General features: G+C 47.5%; 16 protein-coding genes and 1 tRNA gene. 10 read left to right on the top strand and 7 right to left on the bottom strand.

From position 1 onward, the window contains the following. Positions 1 to 20: 20 nt before the first annotated feature. The 6 genes from EXT46_RS11345 to EXT46_RS11320 form a co-directional block, all read right to left on the bottom strand. The gene (locus EXT46_RS11345; protein ID WP_130147346.1) at positions 21 to 1,370 is read right to left on the bottom strand and encodes a sodium-dependent transporter; all 1,350 of its coding nucleotides are present in this window, start codon (positions 1,368 to 1,370) and stop codon (positions 21 to 23) included. Between the two features lie 210 nt (positions 1,371 to 1,580). Further along, positions 1,581 to 2,849, bottom strand: a complete 1,269-nt coding sequence (locus tag EXT46_RS11340) for an ATP-binding protein (protein ID WP_130147344.1) — start codon at positions 2,847 to 2,849, stop codon at positions 1,581 to 1,583. A gap of 19 nt (positions 2,850 to 2,868) precedes the next feature. Further along, on the bottom strand, positions 2,869 to 3,576 hold the full coding sequence (locus EXT46_RS11335) for a response regulator transcription factor (RefSeq protein ID WP_130147342.1): 708 nt from the start codon (positions 3,574 to 3,576) through the stop codon (positions 2,869 to 2,871). Continuing rightward, on the bottom strand, positions 3,577 to 3,972 hold the full coding sequence (locus tag EXT46_RS11330) for a DUF3019 domain-containing protein (RefSeq protein WP_045978164.1): 396 nt from the start codon (positions 3,970 to 3,972) through the stop codon (positions 3,577 to 3,579). It lies immediately after the preceding gene. Then, complete coding sequence (locus tag EXT46_RS11325; RefSeq protein ID WP_130147340.1) at positions 3,962 to 4,792, bottom strand: MipA/OmpV family protein; 831 nt, start codon at positions 4,790 to 4,792, stop codon at positions 3,962 to 3,964. Before EXT46_RS11325 ends, EXT46_RS11330 begins: the two co-directional genes overlap by 11 nt. A gap of 101 nt (positions 4,793 to 4,893) precedes the next feature. After that, complete coding sequence (locus EXT46_RS11320; RefSeq protein WP_052698096.1) at positions 4,894 to 5,748, bottom strand: hypothetical protein; 855 nt, start codon at positions 5,746 to 5,748, stop codon at positions 4,894 to 4,896. A gap of 111 nt (positions 5,749 to 5,859) precedes the next feature. Here EXT46_RS11320 and EXT46_RS11315 point away from each other — a divergent pair, with 111 nt between their 5' ends. Further along, a complete protein-coding gene (locus tag EXT46_RS11315; RefSeq protein ID WP_026111214.1) occupies positions 5,860 to 7,014 on the top strand; it encodes a serine hydrolase domain-containing protein in 1,155 nt (384 codons plus the stop codon). Positions 7,015 to 7,074: 60 nt separating this feature from the next. Here EXT46_RS11315 and yhbY read toward each other — a convergent pair whose 3' ends face one another. Further along, positions 7,075 to 7,371, bottom strand: a complete 297-nt coding sequence (gene yhbY / locus EXT46_RS11310; protein WP_022945707.1) for a ribosome assembly RNA-binding protein YhbY — start codon at positions 7,369 to 7,371, stop codon at positions 7,075 to 7,077. 89 nt (positions 7,372 to 7,460) lie between these two features. On the opposite strand from yhbY, the gene rlmE reads away from it, so the two are divergent. From rlmE to nusA, 9 genes are all read left to right on the top strand, one after another. Further along, on the top strand, positions 7,461 to 8,090 hold the full coding sequence (gene rlmE, locus EXT46_RS11305) for a 23S rRNA (uridine(2552)-2'-O)-methyltransferase RlmE (RefSeq protein WP_053910333.1): 630 nt from the start codon (positions 7,461 to 7,463) through the stop codon (positions 8,088 to 8,090). A gap of 64 nt (positions 8,091 to 8,154) precedes the next feature. Further along, positions 8,155 to 10,089: an ATP-dependent zinc metalloprotease FtsH gene (gene ftsH, locus EXT46_RS11300; RefSeq protein ID WP_130147338.1), complete on the top strand. Its 1,935-nt coding sequence runs from the start codon at positions 8,155 to 8,157 to the stop codon at positions 10,087 to 10,089. A gap of 96 nt (positions 10,090 to 10,185) precedes the next feature. Further along, positions 10,186 to 11,034: a dihydropteroate synthase gene (gene folP, locus EXT46_RS11295; RefSeq protein WP_130147336.1), complete on the top strand. Its 849-nt coding sequence runs from the start codon at positions 10,186 to 10,188 to the stop codon at positions 11,032 to 11,034. 8 nt (positions 11,035 to 11,042) lie between these two features. Further along, complete coding sequence (glmM, locus tag EXT46_RS11290) at positions 11,043 to 12,386, top strand: phosphoglucosamine mutase (protein WP_053910335.1); 1,344 nt, start codon at positions 11,043 to 11,045, stop codon at positions 12,384 to 12,386. Between the two features lie 80 nt (positions 12,387 to 12,466). Continuing rightward, the gene (tpiA, locus tag EXT46_RS11285; RefSeq protein WP_053910336.1) at positions 12,467 to 13,210 is read left to right on the top strand and encodes a triose-phosphate isomerase; all 744 of its coding nucleotides are present in this window, start codon (positions 12,467 to 12,469) and stop codon (positions 13,208 to 13,210) included. Positions 13,211 to 13,216: 6 nt separating this feature from the next. Beyond that, positions 13,217 to 13,570, top strand: a complete 354-nt coding sequence (gene secG / locus EXT46_RS11280; RefSeq protein ID WP_053910337.1) for a preprotein translocase subunit SecG — start codon at positions 13,217 to 13,219, stop codon at positions 13,568 to 13,570. An 8-nt stretch (positions 13,571 to 13,578) separates the two neighbouring features. Beyond that, a tRNA-Leu gene (locus EXT46_RS11275) sits at positions 13,579 to 13,664 on the top strand. A 442-nt stretch (positions 13,665 to 14,106) separates the two neighbouring features. Continuing rightward, the gene (gene rimP, locus EXT46_RS11270) at positions 14,107 to 14,562 is read left to right on the top strand and encodes a ribosome maturation factor RimP (RefSeq protein WP_022945699.1); all 456 of its coding nucleotides are present in this window, start codon (positions 14,107 to 14,109) and stop codon (positions 14,560 to 14,562) included. Positions 14,563 to 14,601: 39 nt separating this feature from the next. After that, a complete protein-coding gene (nusA, locus tag EXT46_RS11265) occupies positions 14,602 to 16,101 on the top strand; it encodes a transcription termination factor NusA (RefSeq protein ID WP_022945698.1) in 1,500 nt (499 codons plus the stop codon). The last annotated feature ends 7 nt before the right edge of the window (positions 16,102 to 16,108 follow it).

Raw genomic sequence — 16,108 nt, 5'->3', positions numbered from 1 at the left:
GCGGCTGACTAGCTAGGCTGTTAGCGCAGCGAGTTGATAAATACCAAGGAAATACAAATGGGGCAAACGAACTTGATATACCAAGGCCAGATTTTCCAGAACCAGCTATTCGCTGCCTCAGGGCAACCAGACTGAATTTCTTTGAGCAGTGAGGCTCGATGCCAAATCCATCCCACAAAAACACAACACATAAGTCCAAGTAGGGGCTGTCCGAAGCGCGTTGTTAGCGCAATCACGAAGCCAAATAGTTGCTCAAAGTTGAAAATGATGGTGAAGCTCACTAAACAAATCAGTACGCCGATCACCCAGGTTGCTGGGCGGCGGTTAAGGCCAAACTTCTCAACGGTATAAGACACAGGTGCTTCAAGCATGGAAATAGACGAGGTTAGCGCGGCGATACTCATCAAGGCGAAAAAGGCAAAACCCACATACAGCCCCGCACTTCCCATGGAGTCAAAAAGTGCCGGTAACACTTGAAAGACCAGCGTGTCTTCAGAAAGTAATTTGCCAGAGGCATCAAATATTTCAACACCTTGGGCTTGTGCTACGTACATCGCTGGGATTATCAAAAGGCCAGCAACAAAAGCTATAAACACGTCAATTAAGGTAACCGATGCACCGAGGGTAACGAGGTTTTCGCTTTTAGAAATATACGAGCCATAAATGATCATCACACTGGTGCCCAACGACAGCGAGAAGAATGCTTGGCCTAAAGCACTGACCAACAGCGCCGGTTCAAATAGCGCAGAGAAGTCAGGCAGCAAGTAGTTCTTTAATCCCTGTGTCGCGCCGTCTTGGCTCATTACGTAGGCGATCAGAGCAAATAAAATCGCTAGTAACGCTGGCATCAATCGTTTCGACCACTTTTCAATGCCATTTTCAACGCCCTTACTAATGATCATCACGGTCAGTAGAATAAAGCCGCCTGCAAAGAGTAAGTTGCGTGACAGTGACTGGCTAGTCAGCCAATTAGCAGCCTCGTTCTGCCCGGCTAGTTGCGCTACCGGCTCAGCAGTGAAGCTGATCATCCAACCCGCCACTATGGCGTAAAAGCTTAAAATTAACCCCGCACAAATGATGCCGCCAAAGCCAACAATAAAGGCTAAGGGGTGTTGCCAGCGATGGTTCGACACCTTCTTAAGCGATGTCACCGCATTGGCCTGACCATAGCGACCAACGACCAATTCCGCCATCAGTGCGGGATAGGCTAAGCAAAACGCCAATACTAAATAAGCCAATACAAAAGCAGCCCCGCCATTGGAGGCTGTTTGGGTGGGGAAGCCCCAAATATTACCGAGTCCGACCGCTGAGCCAGCAGCGGCCATTATAAAACCAAAACGGGAGCTAAACTCCCCACGCGACGCACTCATATTATTATATTTCTCTGTAGGTGAACGGCGCTCCCAATCTACTGTAATTTTCATGAAATAAAAAGCTCACGGGGGCATTTATTGCCCGTATAGCAGGGTAAAGCGCGCTGTACATAGAAAAAAGGTCGCCTATCATAAAGGGCCGTAATCTCGCTGTTTGAGCTTATTTGCGACCAAGTGTGATTCAGTGTGGAGAATGTAAATTGAAGGTTACAGAGGTAATTTAAGGGTGAATTTTGCCCCACCTAAAGAGTTTGATTCACTCACTTCTAAGTAGCCGTGATGCCAGACCATGACTTTTTGACATATAGCCAAGCCTAATCCATAACCCTGTGCAGAGCGGTGTTTGGCACTTTGATAGAAAGGTTTTAATATTGCCGCACGTTCTGCCTGAGGGATCCCGGGGCCGTCATCTTCAATCGTAATCGCTAGAAAGTGACCGTTAATATCTGCACAGACGGTTACTGATTGGTGTGCATAGCGAAGAGCATTAGCCAAAATATTAATCAATGCTCGCGCCAGCCAGTGCAGGTCGGCGTTTATTTTTAATGCACTTGAGCAGCGTACCTCAATATGTTGCCCATTGGCCTTCGCTTGCGCTTGTAATTGCTCGCAAATATCGTGCAAGTAGAGCGACGCGCTCGTCTGGCTATAAGTTAATTGTTGGGTTTGCTGTTGCAGAGCCGCGTAGCTCAGGTAGCTGCTTAGCATCGACTCCATGGTGTCTAAATCTTTTTCCATACGCTGGAGGTAGCGCTGTTGTGCGCCTTGGTCATCGCTTTCAATTGCCGCATCCAAGCCAAAGCGCAGGCAGGCAATGGGTGTACGAATGTCATGAGAGAGGCTCGACGCCATCAGTTTATTCTCATCCAGTAGCGCATTAATTTGCTCCGCCATGGCATTGAAGCGTCGCTCTAATTGTGTGGTATAGCTCCAGCGGCTGGCGCTAATACGTTTTTCTAAATGACCGTCAGCAAACTGTTGAGTTACATTAGAGAGCACACTAATACGACGGGTGAGGGGGATAAGAGGGAGCCACATACACAAGCTGACCCCAGTGTAGAATAACACCGTGAGTAGCAAGTCATGAACCGCCGCTTTGGGTTTGGGTAGGCGCATGGTGAGGTGCTTACCATGCAAGCTGTCGGCAGCGCGCACTAAATAAAGGCCCTTGTTATCCGCAAGTACCAGTCCGGAATTACTATACAGCTGAGTGATTAAAGAAGGGGGAAGGGCTAACGTAGCGTTATTCTCAAGACCGATATCGAGTTTGAAGTGTTGGTTTAGCGCATCCAATCCTTGCTGCTGATTTTTCGCCTCGTACTCACTCAGGTAAGAGACCATTCCTGCAAGCACTTGCCGTTGTTGTGTGAAGTCATCCTGTTGCGTTGGGCCACTAGCGAAGCTGTCGATAAGCCAGCTTAGCAACACCACAGAAATTAACGCTGTGCACAACAAAGATAAGTACAGTTTTTTCATATAAACGCACGATTAGGAGCTAACTCCACGCATCCTTCACTAACAAGTACCCTTTGCCCCATATGGTTTTAATGCGCTGCGGCTTATTGCCATTGTCATTAAAGTGTTTGCGCAGCGCCGAGACCACCACATCAATACTGCGGTCAAGGCCATCGTATTCTCGTCCCTTAACGGCACGAAACACGGAATCTCTGTCTACCACTTCACCGGCATGCTGGGCAAGGTAACAGAGCAAGGCAAATTCGGCATTCGACAGTGCCACCTCGTTATTGTTAAAACTGACGCGTCGCGCTTCAGTATCGATTCTCAGACCGCCCACTTGAATGCTCTCGCGTTCTTTTTTGGGGGCTTGCTCGTCGCTGCCTTGGCGTAACGCTGCTTTAATGCGAGCGAGCAGAACTCGAGGGCGTACCGGCTTGGCGATATAGTCGCTAGCACCCACTTCAAGGCCGATGACTTCATCTAATTCATCATCGCGCGCAGTCAACATAATAATCGGCTGCTGATAAAATTTCCGTAAGCGTGTACAGACACTTATGCCATCCATTCCTGGAAGCATGACATCGAGTAACACCAAATCAGGATGATGACTTTGTACATAGCCTTCTACTTCCTTGCCGTTACCACAGCAGCCGACCTGATAGCCATTTTGGCTTAGGAAGTCTTGCATCCACTCGCTAAGAGAAAGGTCGTCTTCAACAACAAGAATATGGGGTGATTGCTGCATCTAAAATAATCTCCAGCGACGTTTTTTCTGTCCATTGGTATAAACCCACTGCACTCGCACTTCGGTGTCAGCAATGGTCTCGCCTGATGCTCTTGGAAAGAGTTCAAAGCGCACGGCTTTAGGGCTGGCAAAATCGACGATAATATAGCCTTGACGTTGTCCTTGCCAGCAATGCAGAGGTTGCTGCTTAGTTTGTTCACGGATGCAGTAAGCTGCGTCATTGGCCACTTGCCATTGCAACTCAATATCAGAATAACAGGTGCGGCCTTGACGCAGTGCTACACAGGTATTGGGCGTTGCCAATAAAGCGTGCGTTGGCGGCGTTGTTTGCTGTGCTAAGGACGCACTCGGGAACACGGTTGTGCCGATGAGGGCGAGGGCTAATCTAAAACACATAACGCACGCCTACCTTGGCTTTATGCTGATATGATTGAGAAATGATAGGGCTGTCACTGATCTCACCCGAGAAATAGGTTGATAACCAGCCTGCAAGGAATACCCAATTCTGTGATAGTGGGTGCTCAGCATGGAGCTCTAGCATGACCGCGTATGCGATATCTGGCTTATAATACGGTCGAGATTCGGTGCTTTCATGCTCATCGATACCAAAGTAATAATCGCTAAACTCACGACCATACACATTAAATCCTAGACCACCTCGAAACTCCCAGTTGCGATATTGCTGAATGCTCGATAGAAACGTGGTAAATACCCAGTCGTTGTGGGTATCAGTGACATCATGAAGTAACTCAAAAGATAATTGGCTGCTCTCAAAGCGCCGCGATAGCCTAATACCCATGTCAAAATCATAGTGACGTCGGTCGATACCCGCGAGGGCATCGATCACATCTCGGTCGTATAACTTTAAGCCTGTTTCATCAAAACCGGATTGCACATTGGTGCCAAGAATATCCAAGCCCCAGTCATATTTATCGATGAGTGAATAGCCAATGACCATGCCACCACTGAGTTGGCTATTGTCGACGTCGAGGTAAAACTTATCGTAGCTGAGCACTAAGTTAATATTGGGTTCAAGGCCATCATCGTAAGAGTCCAAACCGACAAGGTACGAGTCCTCGACGTAGTAGCCCAGACCTACGCTCCAGTCCCAGTTAAAACCCTGTTGTGGTTCAAGACGATTATCTGAGTAATAGCGGTTACTCGCAGAGACAGCAAAACTAACAAGTAAAATAATGAGGGAGATTAAGGCGCGCATAGTGGTAATGGTTTTTTATTTTCCAGTGTACCGATCTCCAGCGGCCAAGTCTGTAAGAAAATGTAGCATGGCAGCAAGCCGCCATGCGTGACCAAAGGGGACTAGTTTACGTTGATCTTCTCTAGCAAAATACCACTTAAATAGTAATGTAAATCAGGGACTAAAGCACTGACTTCAGCTTGCTCACAGGCTCCTGCTATTTTACTTAAGCCTGAACTTTTCGTGCGTACTATGTATTGAGGTGCTTGCGGTGCTGGCTGAGCCCCTCGTTTTTGCATCGCATCGGGTGCATTGTGAGTATTTACAAACTGTTGCACTTGCTCAAGGTTTTCTATGTGATCAGACATTACCAGCTTGTAGCGTAGGGGGTTACGTTGGAAACTGGCGGTGTCTATTGACGATTTAGCAAACCATACAACATCTTGAGAGCTTTGATGGGAAAGCTTCATGCTCACAGAGCCAAGAATATTGCTGCACTGTTTGGTGGTAAACTGCTGCGCCAAATCACTTTCGCCAAACACGGTGGCGTTAGCAAGTTGATATTCGATACTTTCGGTTTCACTGATATCTAGCTGGTTTATGCTCAATACATAATCGGCTTGCTTACGGTCACTGATCACCGTTAGTTGCTTATCATTTAAAATAGCCACTAGGCGATTGCGCAGGCGCTCAGTTAATGCCACCTGTTCACTTTCGATGACCACACTTTGGCCACGTGTAATAGGGTGTGCGGGCAATTGCACTGATTTCACACGCGGCGCTTGGTGCGCGTATTGATACTCGAGTATGTAGGTGCGCTCACTTAGGCTTGGTTTAATTGGCATCCGTACTTTTTCAGGGACCGGTGCCAAGGTCGTTTCCATAGTGGTGCAACCACTGGCCAATAGCACTGACGCGCTAAAGGCAGTTACTAATAAATGCTTGTTCATAGTGCCATAACTCTCAATTACACTCATTCACTCATATCCCAGCAAGTTGAACCGCAGCATTGTACGTGAGTTTACTGTAAACTTCATGATATTATTCTGCGATTATGATTCAGCATTGCCATAACTATAATAATGAAAATGAAGTTCTTAGTTATTCTCTTTGTTGCTGCGTTTAGTGCATTTTCTTATGCTGAACAACAGCCACCGTTCACCGAGGCAACCGATGCTAAACAATGGCACCGGTTTGTTGATAATTATGTGGCGAGCTTAGAACGTCAACTGGAGCAAAAAAAAGTGCCCGGGGCCGCGCTTTCTATTGTTCACCCTGACTTTCCTTCCATTGCCTTAGGATTTGGTAAAACAAAAATAAGAAAAGGCCGACAAGTGGACGTAAATACCCGTTTTCGACTTGCCTCGGTCTCAAAAACATTTACCGGTTCGTTAGCTGCCAAGCTGGCGGCGCAAGGTGTACTCAATCTAGATGCACCGGTGCAAAAATATTTACCCGCGTTCAATGATACCGTTTATAGGGACAATTTAAAAGTCGCCCATCTATTAAGTCACTCCAGCGGGTTAGTGCCTAACGCCTATGATAACCTCATTGAATCACGCATGGACTATCCAGATATCGTCTCAAAGTTATTGAAAGTTGAGCCATTATGCACACCAGGGCAGTGCTATGGGTATCAAAATGTGATGTTTGCTATGGTCGGTGATGTGATTCGTAATGCCAGCGGCTTAGAGTACGAAACATGGATGCAAGAGTTTATATTTAAACCATTACGTATGCGTCATGCCAGTATTGGTTATGAGGGGATGGTGCGGGATGAAAACTTTGCTTACCCCCATGTGCGTGGGCGAAAACGTTGGCATACGGCGCGGTTAAAGAAAAATTACTACAAGGTCTCCCCAGCGGCAGGCGTCAATGCCAGCGCCGCAGACATGGTGCAGTGGCTTAAAGCACAGCTTGGCATGTACCCCAGTGTGCTGCCGCCTGAGGCGTTACAGGCACAAGTGCGTCCTTACACGGTGACCAAAAAGGAGCGCTATCGTCGCGTGTGGCGAAAACATGTAAATGAGGCACATTATGGCCTGGGTTGGCGTATCTATGATTATGATGATGAGACCATCTTTTATCACAGTGGTTGGGTGCAGGGCTATCGCACCGATATTGTGGTGATCCCCCGTTTAAATGTGGGTTTTAGTCTGCTGCTGAATGCCGAAACAGGTTTAATTAACGAGTTGACCACGCAATTTCTTGATCAGTTGCTGGCGATGTCACAACCGGCATAAAAGTGGGCGTTGAAATAAAAAAGGTCGGCATGAGCCGACCTTTTTTATAAGCGTTCGTGACTACCCGCGAGGTAGCTGAATCTTACGCTCTTCGCTTTGGCGATAAATAGTTAAAATATGACCAATGCTTTGCACTTTGTAGGCACCCGTTTCACGGATGATGGCATCAAAAATAAGTGCTTTAGTTTCTCTATCACTGGTTGGCACTCTGACCTTAATGAGCTCATGGATGTCCAAAGCACTGTCGATTTCGGCAATCACCCCTTCGGTCAGGCCGTTAGCACCCAACAAAACCACTGGCTTAAGTGGGTGTGCGAGGCTTTTTAGGTATTGCTTCTGTTTATTCGATAGTTTCATAGATTTTCAAATTTTGCTGATTCGAGCTTGAATTATCGGTATTCTAACGCCATCTAGCAGATATTACTATTTTAGTTGCGTGTTAATTTATGGCGAATAAGAAGCACTCGGCGAGCTCCCAGCGATGGTTGAAAGAGCATTTCGACGACCATTATGTGCATGAAGCGCAAAAGCAAGGATGGCGGTCGCGCGCGGTTTTCAAACTTGATGAAATCCAAAACAAAGACAAATTACTTAAACCCGGCATGGCAGTCGTCGATTTAGGCGCGGCCCCAGGAAGTTGGTCACAGTACTTGGCGCAGAAGGTAGGCGACAAGGGTCAGGTTATCGCCTGTGATATCCTGCCGATGGACTCTTTGGCTGGGGTCGACTTTTTACAAGGCGATTTTCGCGAAGAGGCTGTGCTAAATGCGTTGCTCGAGCGTATAGATGGGCAGAACGTCGATGTGGTGTTCTCGGATATGGCCCCGAATATGAGCGGTAATATGAGTACCGACCAAGCGGGAAGCATGTATCTGGTAGAGTTGGCACTGGATATGTGCCACCAAGTGCTAAAGAAAAACGGTGCCTTTGCGGTTAAAGTGTTTCAAGGCGAGGGCTTTGATCAGTTTGTAAAAGACGTTCGTGACAGCTTTCGCACTGTAAAAATACGTAAACCCGATGCGTCGCGCCCACGTTCCCGTGAGGTATATGTAGTAGCTACGGGCTACAAACTGTAGTACAGTTGTCGGGAAAAGTTGAATTTAATTAATTTGGATACAAGAGGTTAACACCTTGAGTGATATGGCAAAGAATTTAATACTATGGCTGGTTATTGCCGTTGTTTTGATGTCGGTTTTTCAAAGCTTTAACGGCTCCGACAATTTAGACAGGCAAACGAGTTACACACAATTCGTCAAGGATGTACGCAGCGGTTCGTTGCGCGAAGTCGTGATAGACCGTGGAACAGGCGCAATCACTGGAGTTAAAACCAGTGGTGAGCGTTTTCAAACAATCATGCCTATGTATGACGAAGACCTTATCAATGACTTACTCAAAAATGATGTCAACGTAAAAGGTGTTCAACCTGAAGAGCAGTCCTTACTGGCAAGCATTTTCATTTCCTGGTTCCCAATGTTACTGCTTATTGGCGTATGGATATTCTTCATGCGACAAATGCAAGGTGGTGGCGGCAAAGGCGCGATGTCCTTTGGCAAAAGTAAGGCTCGTTTAATGAGCGAAGATCAGGTGAAGACTACTTTCGCTGATGTTGCTGGTTGCGATGAAGCCAAAGAGGACGTTACCGAGCTAGTGGATTTCTTGCGCGACCCATCCAAGTTCCAAAAGTTGGGCGGCAGTATTCCTAAGGGCGTACTCATGGTAGGCCCTCCTGGTACAGGTAAAACCTTGCTCGCTAAAGCTGTTGCTGGTGAAGCGAAAGTGCCGTTTTTTACAATTTCAGGTTCTGACTTCGTTGAGATGTTCGTGGGCGTGGGTGCATCCCGGGTGCGCGACATGTTTGAGCAAGCGAAAAAGGCCGCTCCTTGCATCATCTTTATCGATGAGATTGACGCCGTAGGTCGCCAACGGGGTGCTGGTATGGGTGGTGGTCACGATGAACGTGAGCAAACCTTGAACCAAATGCTGGTAGAGATGGATGGTTTTGAAGGTAATGAAGGTATTATCGTTATCGCTGCAACCAACCGTCCGGATGTACTGGACCCTGCATTACTTCGCCCAGGTCGCTTCGACCGTCAGGTGGTCGTTGGTTTACCAGATATTCGCGGTCGTGAGCAGATCCTAAAAGTGCACATGCGAAAAGTGCCATTGGCCGATAATGTAGAAGCCTCGGTTATTGCTCGAGGAACGCCTGGTTTCTCTGGTGCTGACTTAGCCAACCTTGTGAACGAAGCCGCACTATTCGCTGCTCGTGGTAACAAGCGTGTTGTCAGCATGGCTGAATTTGATGCCGCCAAAGATAAAATCATGATGGGCGCAGAGCGCAAATCAATGGTGATGTCTGAGGAAGAAAAAGAGATGACCGCGTATCACGAAGCCGGTCACGCTATTGTTGGGCGTATCGTGCCAGAGCACGACCCAGTGTACAAAGTGTCAATTATTCCTCGTGGCCGTGCCTTGGGTGTCACCATGTACTTGCCAGAGCAAGACCGAGTGAGCCACTCAAAAGAGCACTTGGAATCAATGATTTCTAGCTTGTACGGCGGCCGTATTGCTGAAGCCATTATTTATGGCGATGAGAAAGTGACAACGGGTGCTAGTAACGACATTGAGCGTGCCACTGAAATTGCTCGTAAGATGGTGACCCAGTGGGGCTTAAGCGCGAAAATGGGCCCGCTACTGTACGCTGAAGAAGAAGGCGAGGTGTTTATGGGCCGAGGCTCATCACGCAGTGCCAGCATGTCTGATGACACAGCCAAACTGATTGATTCAGAAGTCCGTGATATCTCAGATAGAAACTACGAGCGTGCAGAGCAAATCTTGCGTGATAACATTGATATCCTGCATGCCATGAAAGACGCATTGATGAAGTATGAGACCATTGATGCGCTGCAAATCGATGATTTGATGGAGCGTCGTGAGGTGCGTCCACCACGTGATGCCCACGATCAGAAGCCTCCAGCAGATGCCAAAGCTAAATCGCAAGGTGAGCTGGCCGATGAAGCAACGGCGCAAGACGATAATAACGTCGATAAGCCGAACTCTGACGACAAAGAGTAAAAACCAATAGCCCCAACACAGTTTGGGGCTTTTCCTTTCCCCAAGTTAGCCATTGATTAACCGGTACTTGGAAGACCTTCATAGACAGAGTAAGTAATGACAAGGTTAACACTTCCTCGAGATCGTTATTTGGATCTCAGTACTCCCCAAGTCATGGGGATTTTAAATGTCACACCGGACTCCTTCTCCGATGGCGGCCAACACAATACCCTAGACAACGCTGTCAAACGTGCCCTAACGATGTTAGAGCAGGGCGCCACTATTATTGATGTGGGCGGCGAATCAACACGCCCAGGCGCAGACGATGTCGCTGAACAAGAAGAGTTGCAGCGGGTGGTCCCAGTGATTAACGCCATTCGCGAGCGCAGTGATTGCGTCATTTCCATTGATACCAGTAAGGCCGGCGTGATGACAGCGGCGGTTCAGGCCGGTGCAGATATCATCAACGATGTGCGCGCGCTGCAAGAACCTGGGGCACTCAGCGCAGCAGCCAGCGCTCAGGTTCCTGTGTGCATTATGCACATGCGCGGGCAACCACGCTCAATGCAAAATGCCCCTGATTACCATGATGTCACCAAAGAGGTGGGCACGTTTTTACATGAGCGAGCGCGGCAATGTATCGAAGCTGGAATAAGTAAAACGAACATTATTATCGACCCCGGCTTTGGCTTTGGTAAATCACTGCAACATAACTATCAATTATTGAGTGAGCTTGAGCAACTACAGCAACTAGGATACCCAGTACTCACTGGCCTGTCGCGCAAATCAATGTTCGGGAAATTATTAAATCGAGATGCAGATCAGCGTCTCAGCGCAAGCTTAGCGGGCGCATTAATCTGTATGCAAAAGGGCGCGCGCATTGTGCGCGTGCATGATGTGCAAGAAACAACGGATATTGTAAAGGTTTTCCAAGCCACCCAGGCCCCTTTGCAAGTACAAGATTAGGAGAAAACATGAGTACAACACGTAAATATTTTGGCACCGATGGCGTGCGAGGTCAGGTTGGTGAATACCCGATAACGCCAGAATTTGCTCTTAAACTAGGCTGGGCGGCTGGTAAAGTTCTCTCTAAAACGGGAACGAGGAAAGTTATTATCGGGAAAGACACCCGCATTTCCGGTTACTTACTTGAGACCTCTTTAGAGGCCGGGCTTATCGCAGCGGGCATTGATGTCGTCTTACTTGGTCCAATGCCAACACCAGCGGTTGCTTATTTAACGCAAACCTTTAGAGCGGAAGCGGGCATTGTCATAAGTGCTTCACACAACCCTTATCACGATAACGGTATTAAGTTTTTCTCCAGCGATGGCCTTAAACTAGCCGACGATATTGAACTTGAAATAGAAGCCATGCTCGACAGTGATATGACCTGTGTGCCTTCTGAAAAGCTGGGTAAAGCGCGACGTCTGGTAAGTGCCGATGGCCGCTATATTGAATTTTGTAAAGGGCAGTTCCCGCAAGGCCATTCTTTAGAAGGGCTTAAAATAGTCCTCGATTGTGCCAATGGCGCAACCTATCACATTGCGCCTGCTGTTATGCAAGAGCTGGGTGCAGAGGTGATCCCTTATGCTTGTCAGCCGAATGGCTTGAATATAAATGCTGAGTGTGGCGCCACCGATGTATCCGCACTGAAACGCAAAGTGCTTGAAGAGCAGGCCGATGTAGGGATTGCTTATGACGGTGACGGCGATCGGGTGATGATGGTCGACCACAAAGGACAAGTGTTTGATGGCGATGATATCGTTTACATCATTGCCAGCGCACTGCACCATCAAGGAGAGCTTGGTGGTGGCGTGGTAGGTACGGTGATGTCCAACATGGGTCTTGAAAATGCCCTTAAAGAGAAAGGAATAGACTTTGCTCGCTCGAAAGTGGGTGACCGTTATGTGATGGAACTATTAAAGCAAAAAGGGTGGAAAATCGGCGGTGAAAGTTCAGGCCACGTGCTGAACTTAGATTTAATCAGCACCGGTGACGGTATTATTTCCAGCTTGCAAGTACTTGCGGCTATGGTCACGACGAACAAAACATTGCGCGATTTAGGGCAAGGGTTTGTTAAATACCCGATGAATATGATTAACGTGCGCTATGCACCGGGTAGTGACCCAACACAAGCAGCCACTGTGCAACAGGTTGTCGCTGAGGTTGAACAGGAACTCGCCGGTAAAGGGCGGGTACTGCTACGTAAATCGGGTACTGAGCCGGTGGTTCGTGTGATGGTTGAAGCTGAGCACGAAAAACAAGTACTGGATTTAAGTAGTAAAATAGCGCAAGTTGTTGAAAGTGTGAGCAGTTAAACAAGTTTGCATAAATAACTACTTGTAAGTTGAAATGACTCGGGGTACTATCTCGTCCGCTTTCAGACATGGAGTAAAACATGGCATCACGTAAGCCTTTAGTGGCTGGTAATTGGAAGTTAAATGGTTCTCAAACATTGCTCAATGAAATGGCTAATGTTTTAGAAGATATTAATAGCCAAGAAGTCGATGTGGCACTGTTTGTTCCCGCCCTATTAGCAGCAGAAGCTGTAAAATTAGGCTTGCAAACGGGTGTGCAGACTGTGTCTGAATATGAAGCGGGCGCTTACACTGGGGAGACTCAAGCGGCGCTGGCTAAACAGCTAGGTGTCACTTACACCTTAGTTGGGCACTCTGAGCGTCGCCATGTTTTTGGTGAGTCTGACGAAGACGTAGCAAATAAGTTTGCTATGGCGCAACAGCAGGGCCTTATCCCTGTGCTGTGTGTCGGAGAGACCGAGCAGCAACGTGAACAGGGTGAAACAGAATCAGTGATTAGTGCTCAAATTGACGCGGTAATCCAAAAATTAGGTGTGGCTGCATTATCACAATCTGTGATAGCATACGAGCCGGTTTGGGCTATAGGCACAGGTAAAACTGCATCGCCGCAGCAAGCTCAAGACATACACCAGTTTATTCGTGATAAAATTGCCCAGCAAGATCAGGGCCTATCACAAGGCTTACGCATATTGTATGGCGGTAGCGTAAACGAAAAGAATAGTGAAGAATTATTTGCACAACAAGATATAGACGGCGGCCTTATCGGCGGTGCAAGTCTAAAAACAGGCGCTTTTGTCAGCATCTGTGAAAGTGCAAAAGGATAATATTAAATGTACGAAATTCTATTAGTAATTTATTTGATTGTTGCAATTGCACTGGTTGGTTTCGTGCTAATTCAACAAGGTAAAGGCGCTGATATGGGGTCTTCATTTGGTGCAGGTGCATCGGCAACCGTTTTCGGTTCGTCAGGTGCTGGTAACTTTATGACTAAGACAACCACAGTATTAGCAACTATCTTCTTTGTGCTAAGCATCGTGCTAGGTAACCTAACTGCGGGTCAAATTAAAAAGACCGACGAGTGGGAAAACCTAGAATCAGCACCTGCTGCACAGACGGTGACTGAAGAAGCATCTGATGTACCAGTAGAAGAGCCTAAGAGCACGAATCCAGACGTGCCAAACTAAAAAATTAAGCCGTGGTGGTGGAATTGGTAGACACGCCATCTTGAGGGGGTGGTGAGCTATGCTCGTGCGGGTTCAAGTCCCGCCCACGGCACCAAATTAAAAAAGCCAAGCATCTGCTTGGCTTTTTTATTGTAAAGGCCTTGTTAATACTGGCCTTTAGTCATGCTAGGTGGTTGCTAAATATAAACCTTACCTCTATAATAGTCGCCACGAATGAGGTGATGCAGCCGTATCTCTCATGCAGCAGATTTTCAAACAAGGTTGTCTTTACGTTGGCTTTGTTTTATTTGATGTTCGCGCATTCTTAGTAATGCGCGTTTTGCGTTTAGCCAAGGCAACTTTGCTAAACGTTGCAGCGGTTTTTATCGTGCAGATATAGCCCGCAGCCAAGCTTGGCCCTAGGCCGCTCAGAAGATCAGGAGATCTTCGTACTACGAATATCTCCGGTGTGACGCCCCGCTTGGTTCGGGGCGTTGTTGTATCTGTACTTGAAAAATGGGGCTTAAGCCCTTTTTTTGTTTCTATGGAGGAGTTTCGTGACAAAGCTCGAGCAAACATTAACTGACATGTTAACACCGGCAGTTGAAGCCTTAGACTTCGAGCTACTGGGGCTTGAATTTATTCAAGCGGGTCGCCATTCCACATTACGTGTGTATATTGACCATCCAGATGGCATTACTGTGGATAATTGTGCAGATGTAAGTCGACAGGTGAGCGCGATTCTCGATGTAGAAGACCCCATTACCAACGAATACGACTTGGAAGTGTCATCGCCAGGCGTTGATCGTCCACTGTTCAAACCAGAACATTACCAACAAGCAGTGGGTGAAGAAGTACGCTTGCGTACCAAGCTTCCACAAGATGGTCGCCGTAATTTTAAGGGCGACTTAGTAGCAGTTAATGGTGATATGGTCACTATCAACGTTGATAATCAAGAGTTTATGTTGATGATCAGCAACGTTGAGCGTGCCAATATCATCGCCAAATTTTAATTTCAGTGCGAAAGGAATAGGGCAAGCGAGGCAATACCTATGGCAAAAGAAATCCTATTGGTGGCGGAAGCCGTTTCCAATGAAAAAGCGGTCCCCAAAGAGAAAATTTTTGAAGCATTAGAGTTCGCACTAGCGACCGCAACAAAGAAAAAACATGACGGTGATATCGATGTGCGTGTATCTATCGACCGCAAAACCGGTGAATACGATACGTTCCGTCGTTGGCAGGTGGCTGAGGCGCTAGAAGATGGCAGCCTAGAACACCCATATCGCGAGATTACCCTCGAAGCGGCGCAGGTAGAAGAGCCTGAAATCCAGCTTGGTGATTTTGTTGAAGAACAGATTGAATCTATTAAGTTTGACCGTATCACCACGCAAATGGCGAAGCAAGTTATCGTCCAAAAAGTGCGTGAAGCAGAACGCGCCTTAGTGGTTGAAGCGTATAAAGATCAAGAAGGTGAGTTAGTCACTGGCGTGGTGAAAAAAGCCAGCCGCGACGCCATCGTGCTTGATTTAGGCAACAATGCCGAAGCCGTTATTTATCGTGAAGATATGTTACCGCGCGAAAATTTCCGTCCGGGTGACCGTGTTCGTGGTTTACTCTATGCAGTGCGCCCTGAAGCGCGCGGCGCGCAATTGTTCGTCACTCGCTCTAAACCTGAGATGCTGATGGAACTATTCCGCATTGAGGTGCCGGAGATTGGCGAAGAAATGATCGAGCTACGCTCAGCAGCGCGTGACCCAGGTTCACGTGCCAAAATTGCAGTAAAATCGAATGATAAGCGCATTGACCCTGTGGGTGCATGTGTCGGTATGCGAGGTGCGCGTGTGCAAGCTGTCTCTACAGAGCTTGGCGGCGAGCGCGTGGACATCGTGTTATACGATGATAACCCAGCACAATTCGTTATTAATGCGATGGCACCCGCTGAGGTCGCATCCATTGTTATGGACGAAGATTCGCGCTCAATGGATATTGCTGTTGAGGCCGATAATCTCGCACAGGCCATTGGTCGTAACGGACAAAACGTGCGTTTAGCGAGCCAACTTACTGGTTGGGAACTGAACGTGATGACGGTTGAAGATATGGAATCTAAAAACCGTGAAGAATCAGACAAACTTATCAACCTATTCACTGAAGGGTTGGATATTGATGACGACTTCGCTGAATTATTAATCGGCGAGGGCTTCTCAACGCTTGAAGAAGTGGCCTATGTACCTACTAGCGAGTTCCTAGAAATTGATGGTCTTGATGAAGAGACTGTTGAAGAGCTACGTAACCGCGCTAAAGATGCATTAACAACGAAAGCGTTGAAAGACGAAGAATCGCTAGAAGGTGCTGAGCCAGCTGAAGACTTATTGAATCTTGAAGGACTTGATCGTCACCTTGCCTTTGTCATGGCAAGTAAAGGGGTGATTACTTTAGAAGATCTAGCTGAGCAAGGCATTGATGAACTAGTTGAAATTACCGAGCTTTCCGAGCAGGAAGCGGGCGACCTGATTATGGCCGCGCGTAACGTTTGCTGGTTCGGTGACGAGTAATTTATTA

Origin of the sequence: Pseudoalteromonas sp. CO325X, from assembly GCF_004208955.1 — a bacterium.
Classification (GTDB): Bacteria; Pseudomonadota; Gammaproteobacteria; order Enterobacterales; family Alteromonadaceae; genus Pseudoalteromonas; species Pseudoalteromonas ruthenica.
Note: the sequence above shows the minus strand (reverse complement) of the source record. Positions and strands in the feature narration are given on the sequence as shown.

Bases quoted from the DNA above. Each gene is read 5' to 3' on its own strand.
- EXT46_RS11345 (WP_130147346.1), bottom strand. From the start codon at position 1,370: ATGAGTGCGTCGCGTGGGGAGTTTAGCTCCCGTTTTGGTTTTATAATG.
- EXT46_RS11340 (WP_130147344.1), bottom strand. From the start codon at position 2,849: ATGAAAAAACTGTACTTATCTTTGTTGTGCACAGCGTTAATTTCTGTG.
- EXT46_RS11335 (WP_130147342.1), bottom strand. From the start codon at position 3,576: ATGCAGCAATCACCCCATATTCTTGTTGTTGAAGACGACCTTTCTCTT.
- EXT46_RS11330 (WP_045978164.1), bottom strand. From the start codon at position 3,972: ATGTGTTTTAGATTAGCCCTCGCCCTCATCGGCACAACCGTGTTCCCG.
- EXT46_RS11325 (WP_130147340.1), bottom strand. From the start codon at position 4,792: ATGCGCGCCTTAATCTCCCTCATTATTTTACTTGTTAGTTTTGCTGTC.
- EXT46_RS11320 (WP_052698096.1), bottom strand. From the start codon at position 5,748: ATGAGTGTAATTGAGAGTTATGGCACTATGAACAAGCATTTATTAGTA.
- EXT46_RS11315 (WP_026111214.1), top strand. From the start codon at position 5,860: ATGAAGTTCTTAGTTATTCTCTTTGTTGCTGCGTTTAGTGCATTTTCT.
- yhbY (WP_022945707.1), bottom strand. From the start codon at position 7,371: ATGAAACTATCGAATAAACAGAAGCAATACCTAAAAAGCCTCGCACAC.
- rlmE (WP_053910333.1), top strand. From the start codon at position 7,461: ATGGCGAATAAGAAGCACTCGGCGAGCTCCCAGCGATGGTTGAAAGAG.
- ftsH (WP_130147338.1), top strand. From the start codon at position 8,155: ATGGCAAAGAATTTAATACTATGGCTGGTTATTGCCGTTGTTTTGATG.
- folP (WP_130147336.1), top strand. From the start codon at position 10,186: ATGACAAGGTTAACACTTCCTCGAGATCGTTATTTGGATCTCAGTACT.
- glmM (WP_053910335.1), top strand. From the start codon at position 11,043: ATGAGTACAACACGTAAATATTTTGGCACCGATGGCGTGCGAGGTCAG.
- tpiA (WP_053910336.1), top strand. From the start codon at position 12,467: ATGGCATCACGTAAGCCTTTAGTGGCTGGTAATTGGAAGTTAAATGGT.
- secG (WP_053910337.1), top strand. From the start codon at position 13,217: ATGTACGAAATTCTATTAGTAATTTATTTGATTGTTGCAATTGCACTG.
- nusA (WP_022945698.1), top strand. From the start codon at position 14,602: ATGGCAAAAGAAATCCTATTGGTGGCGGAAGCCGTTTCCAATGAAAAA.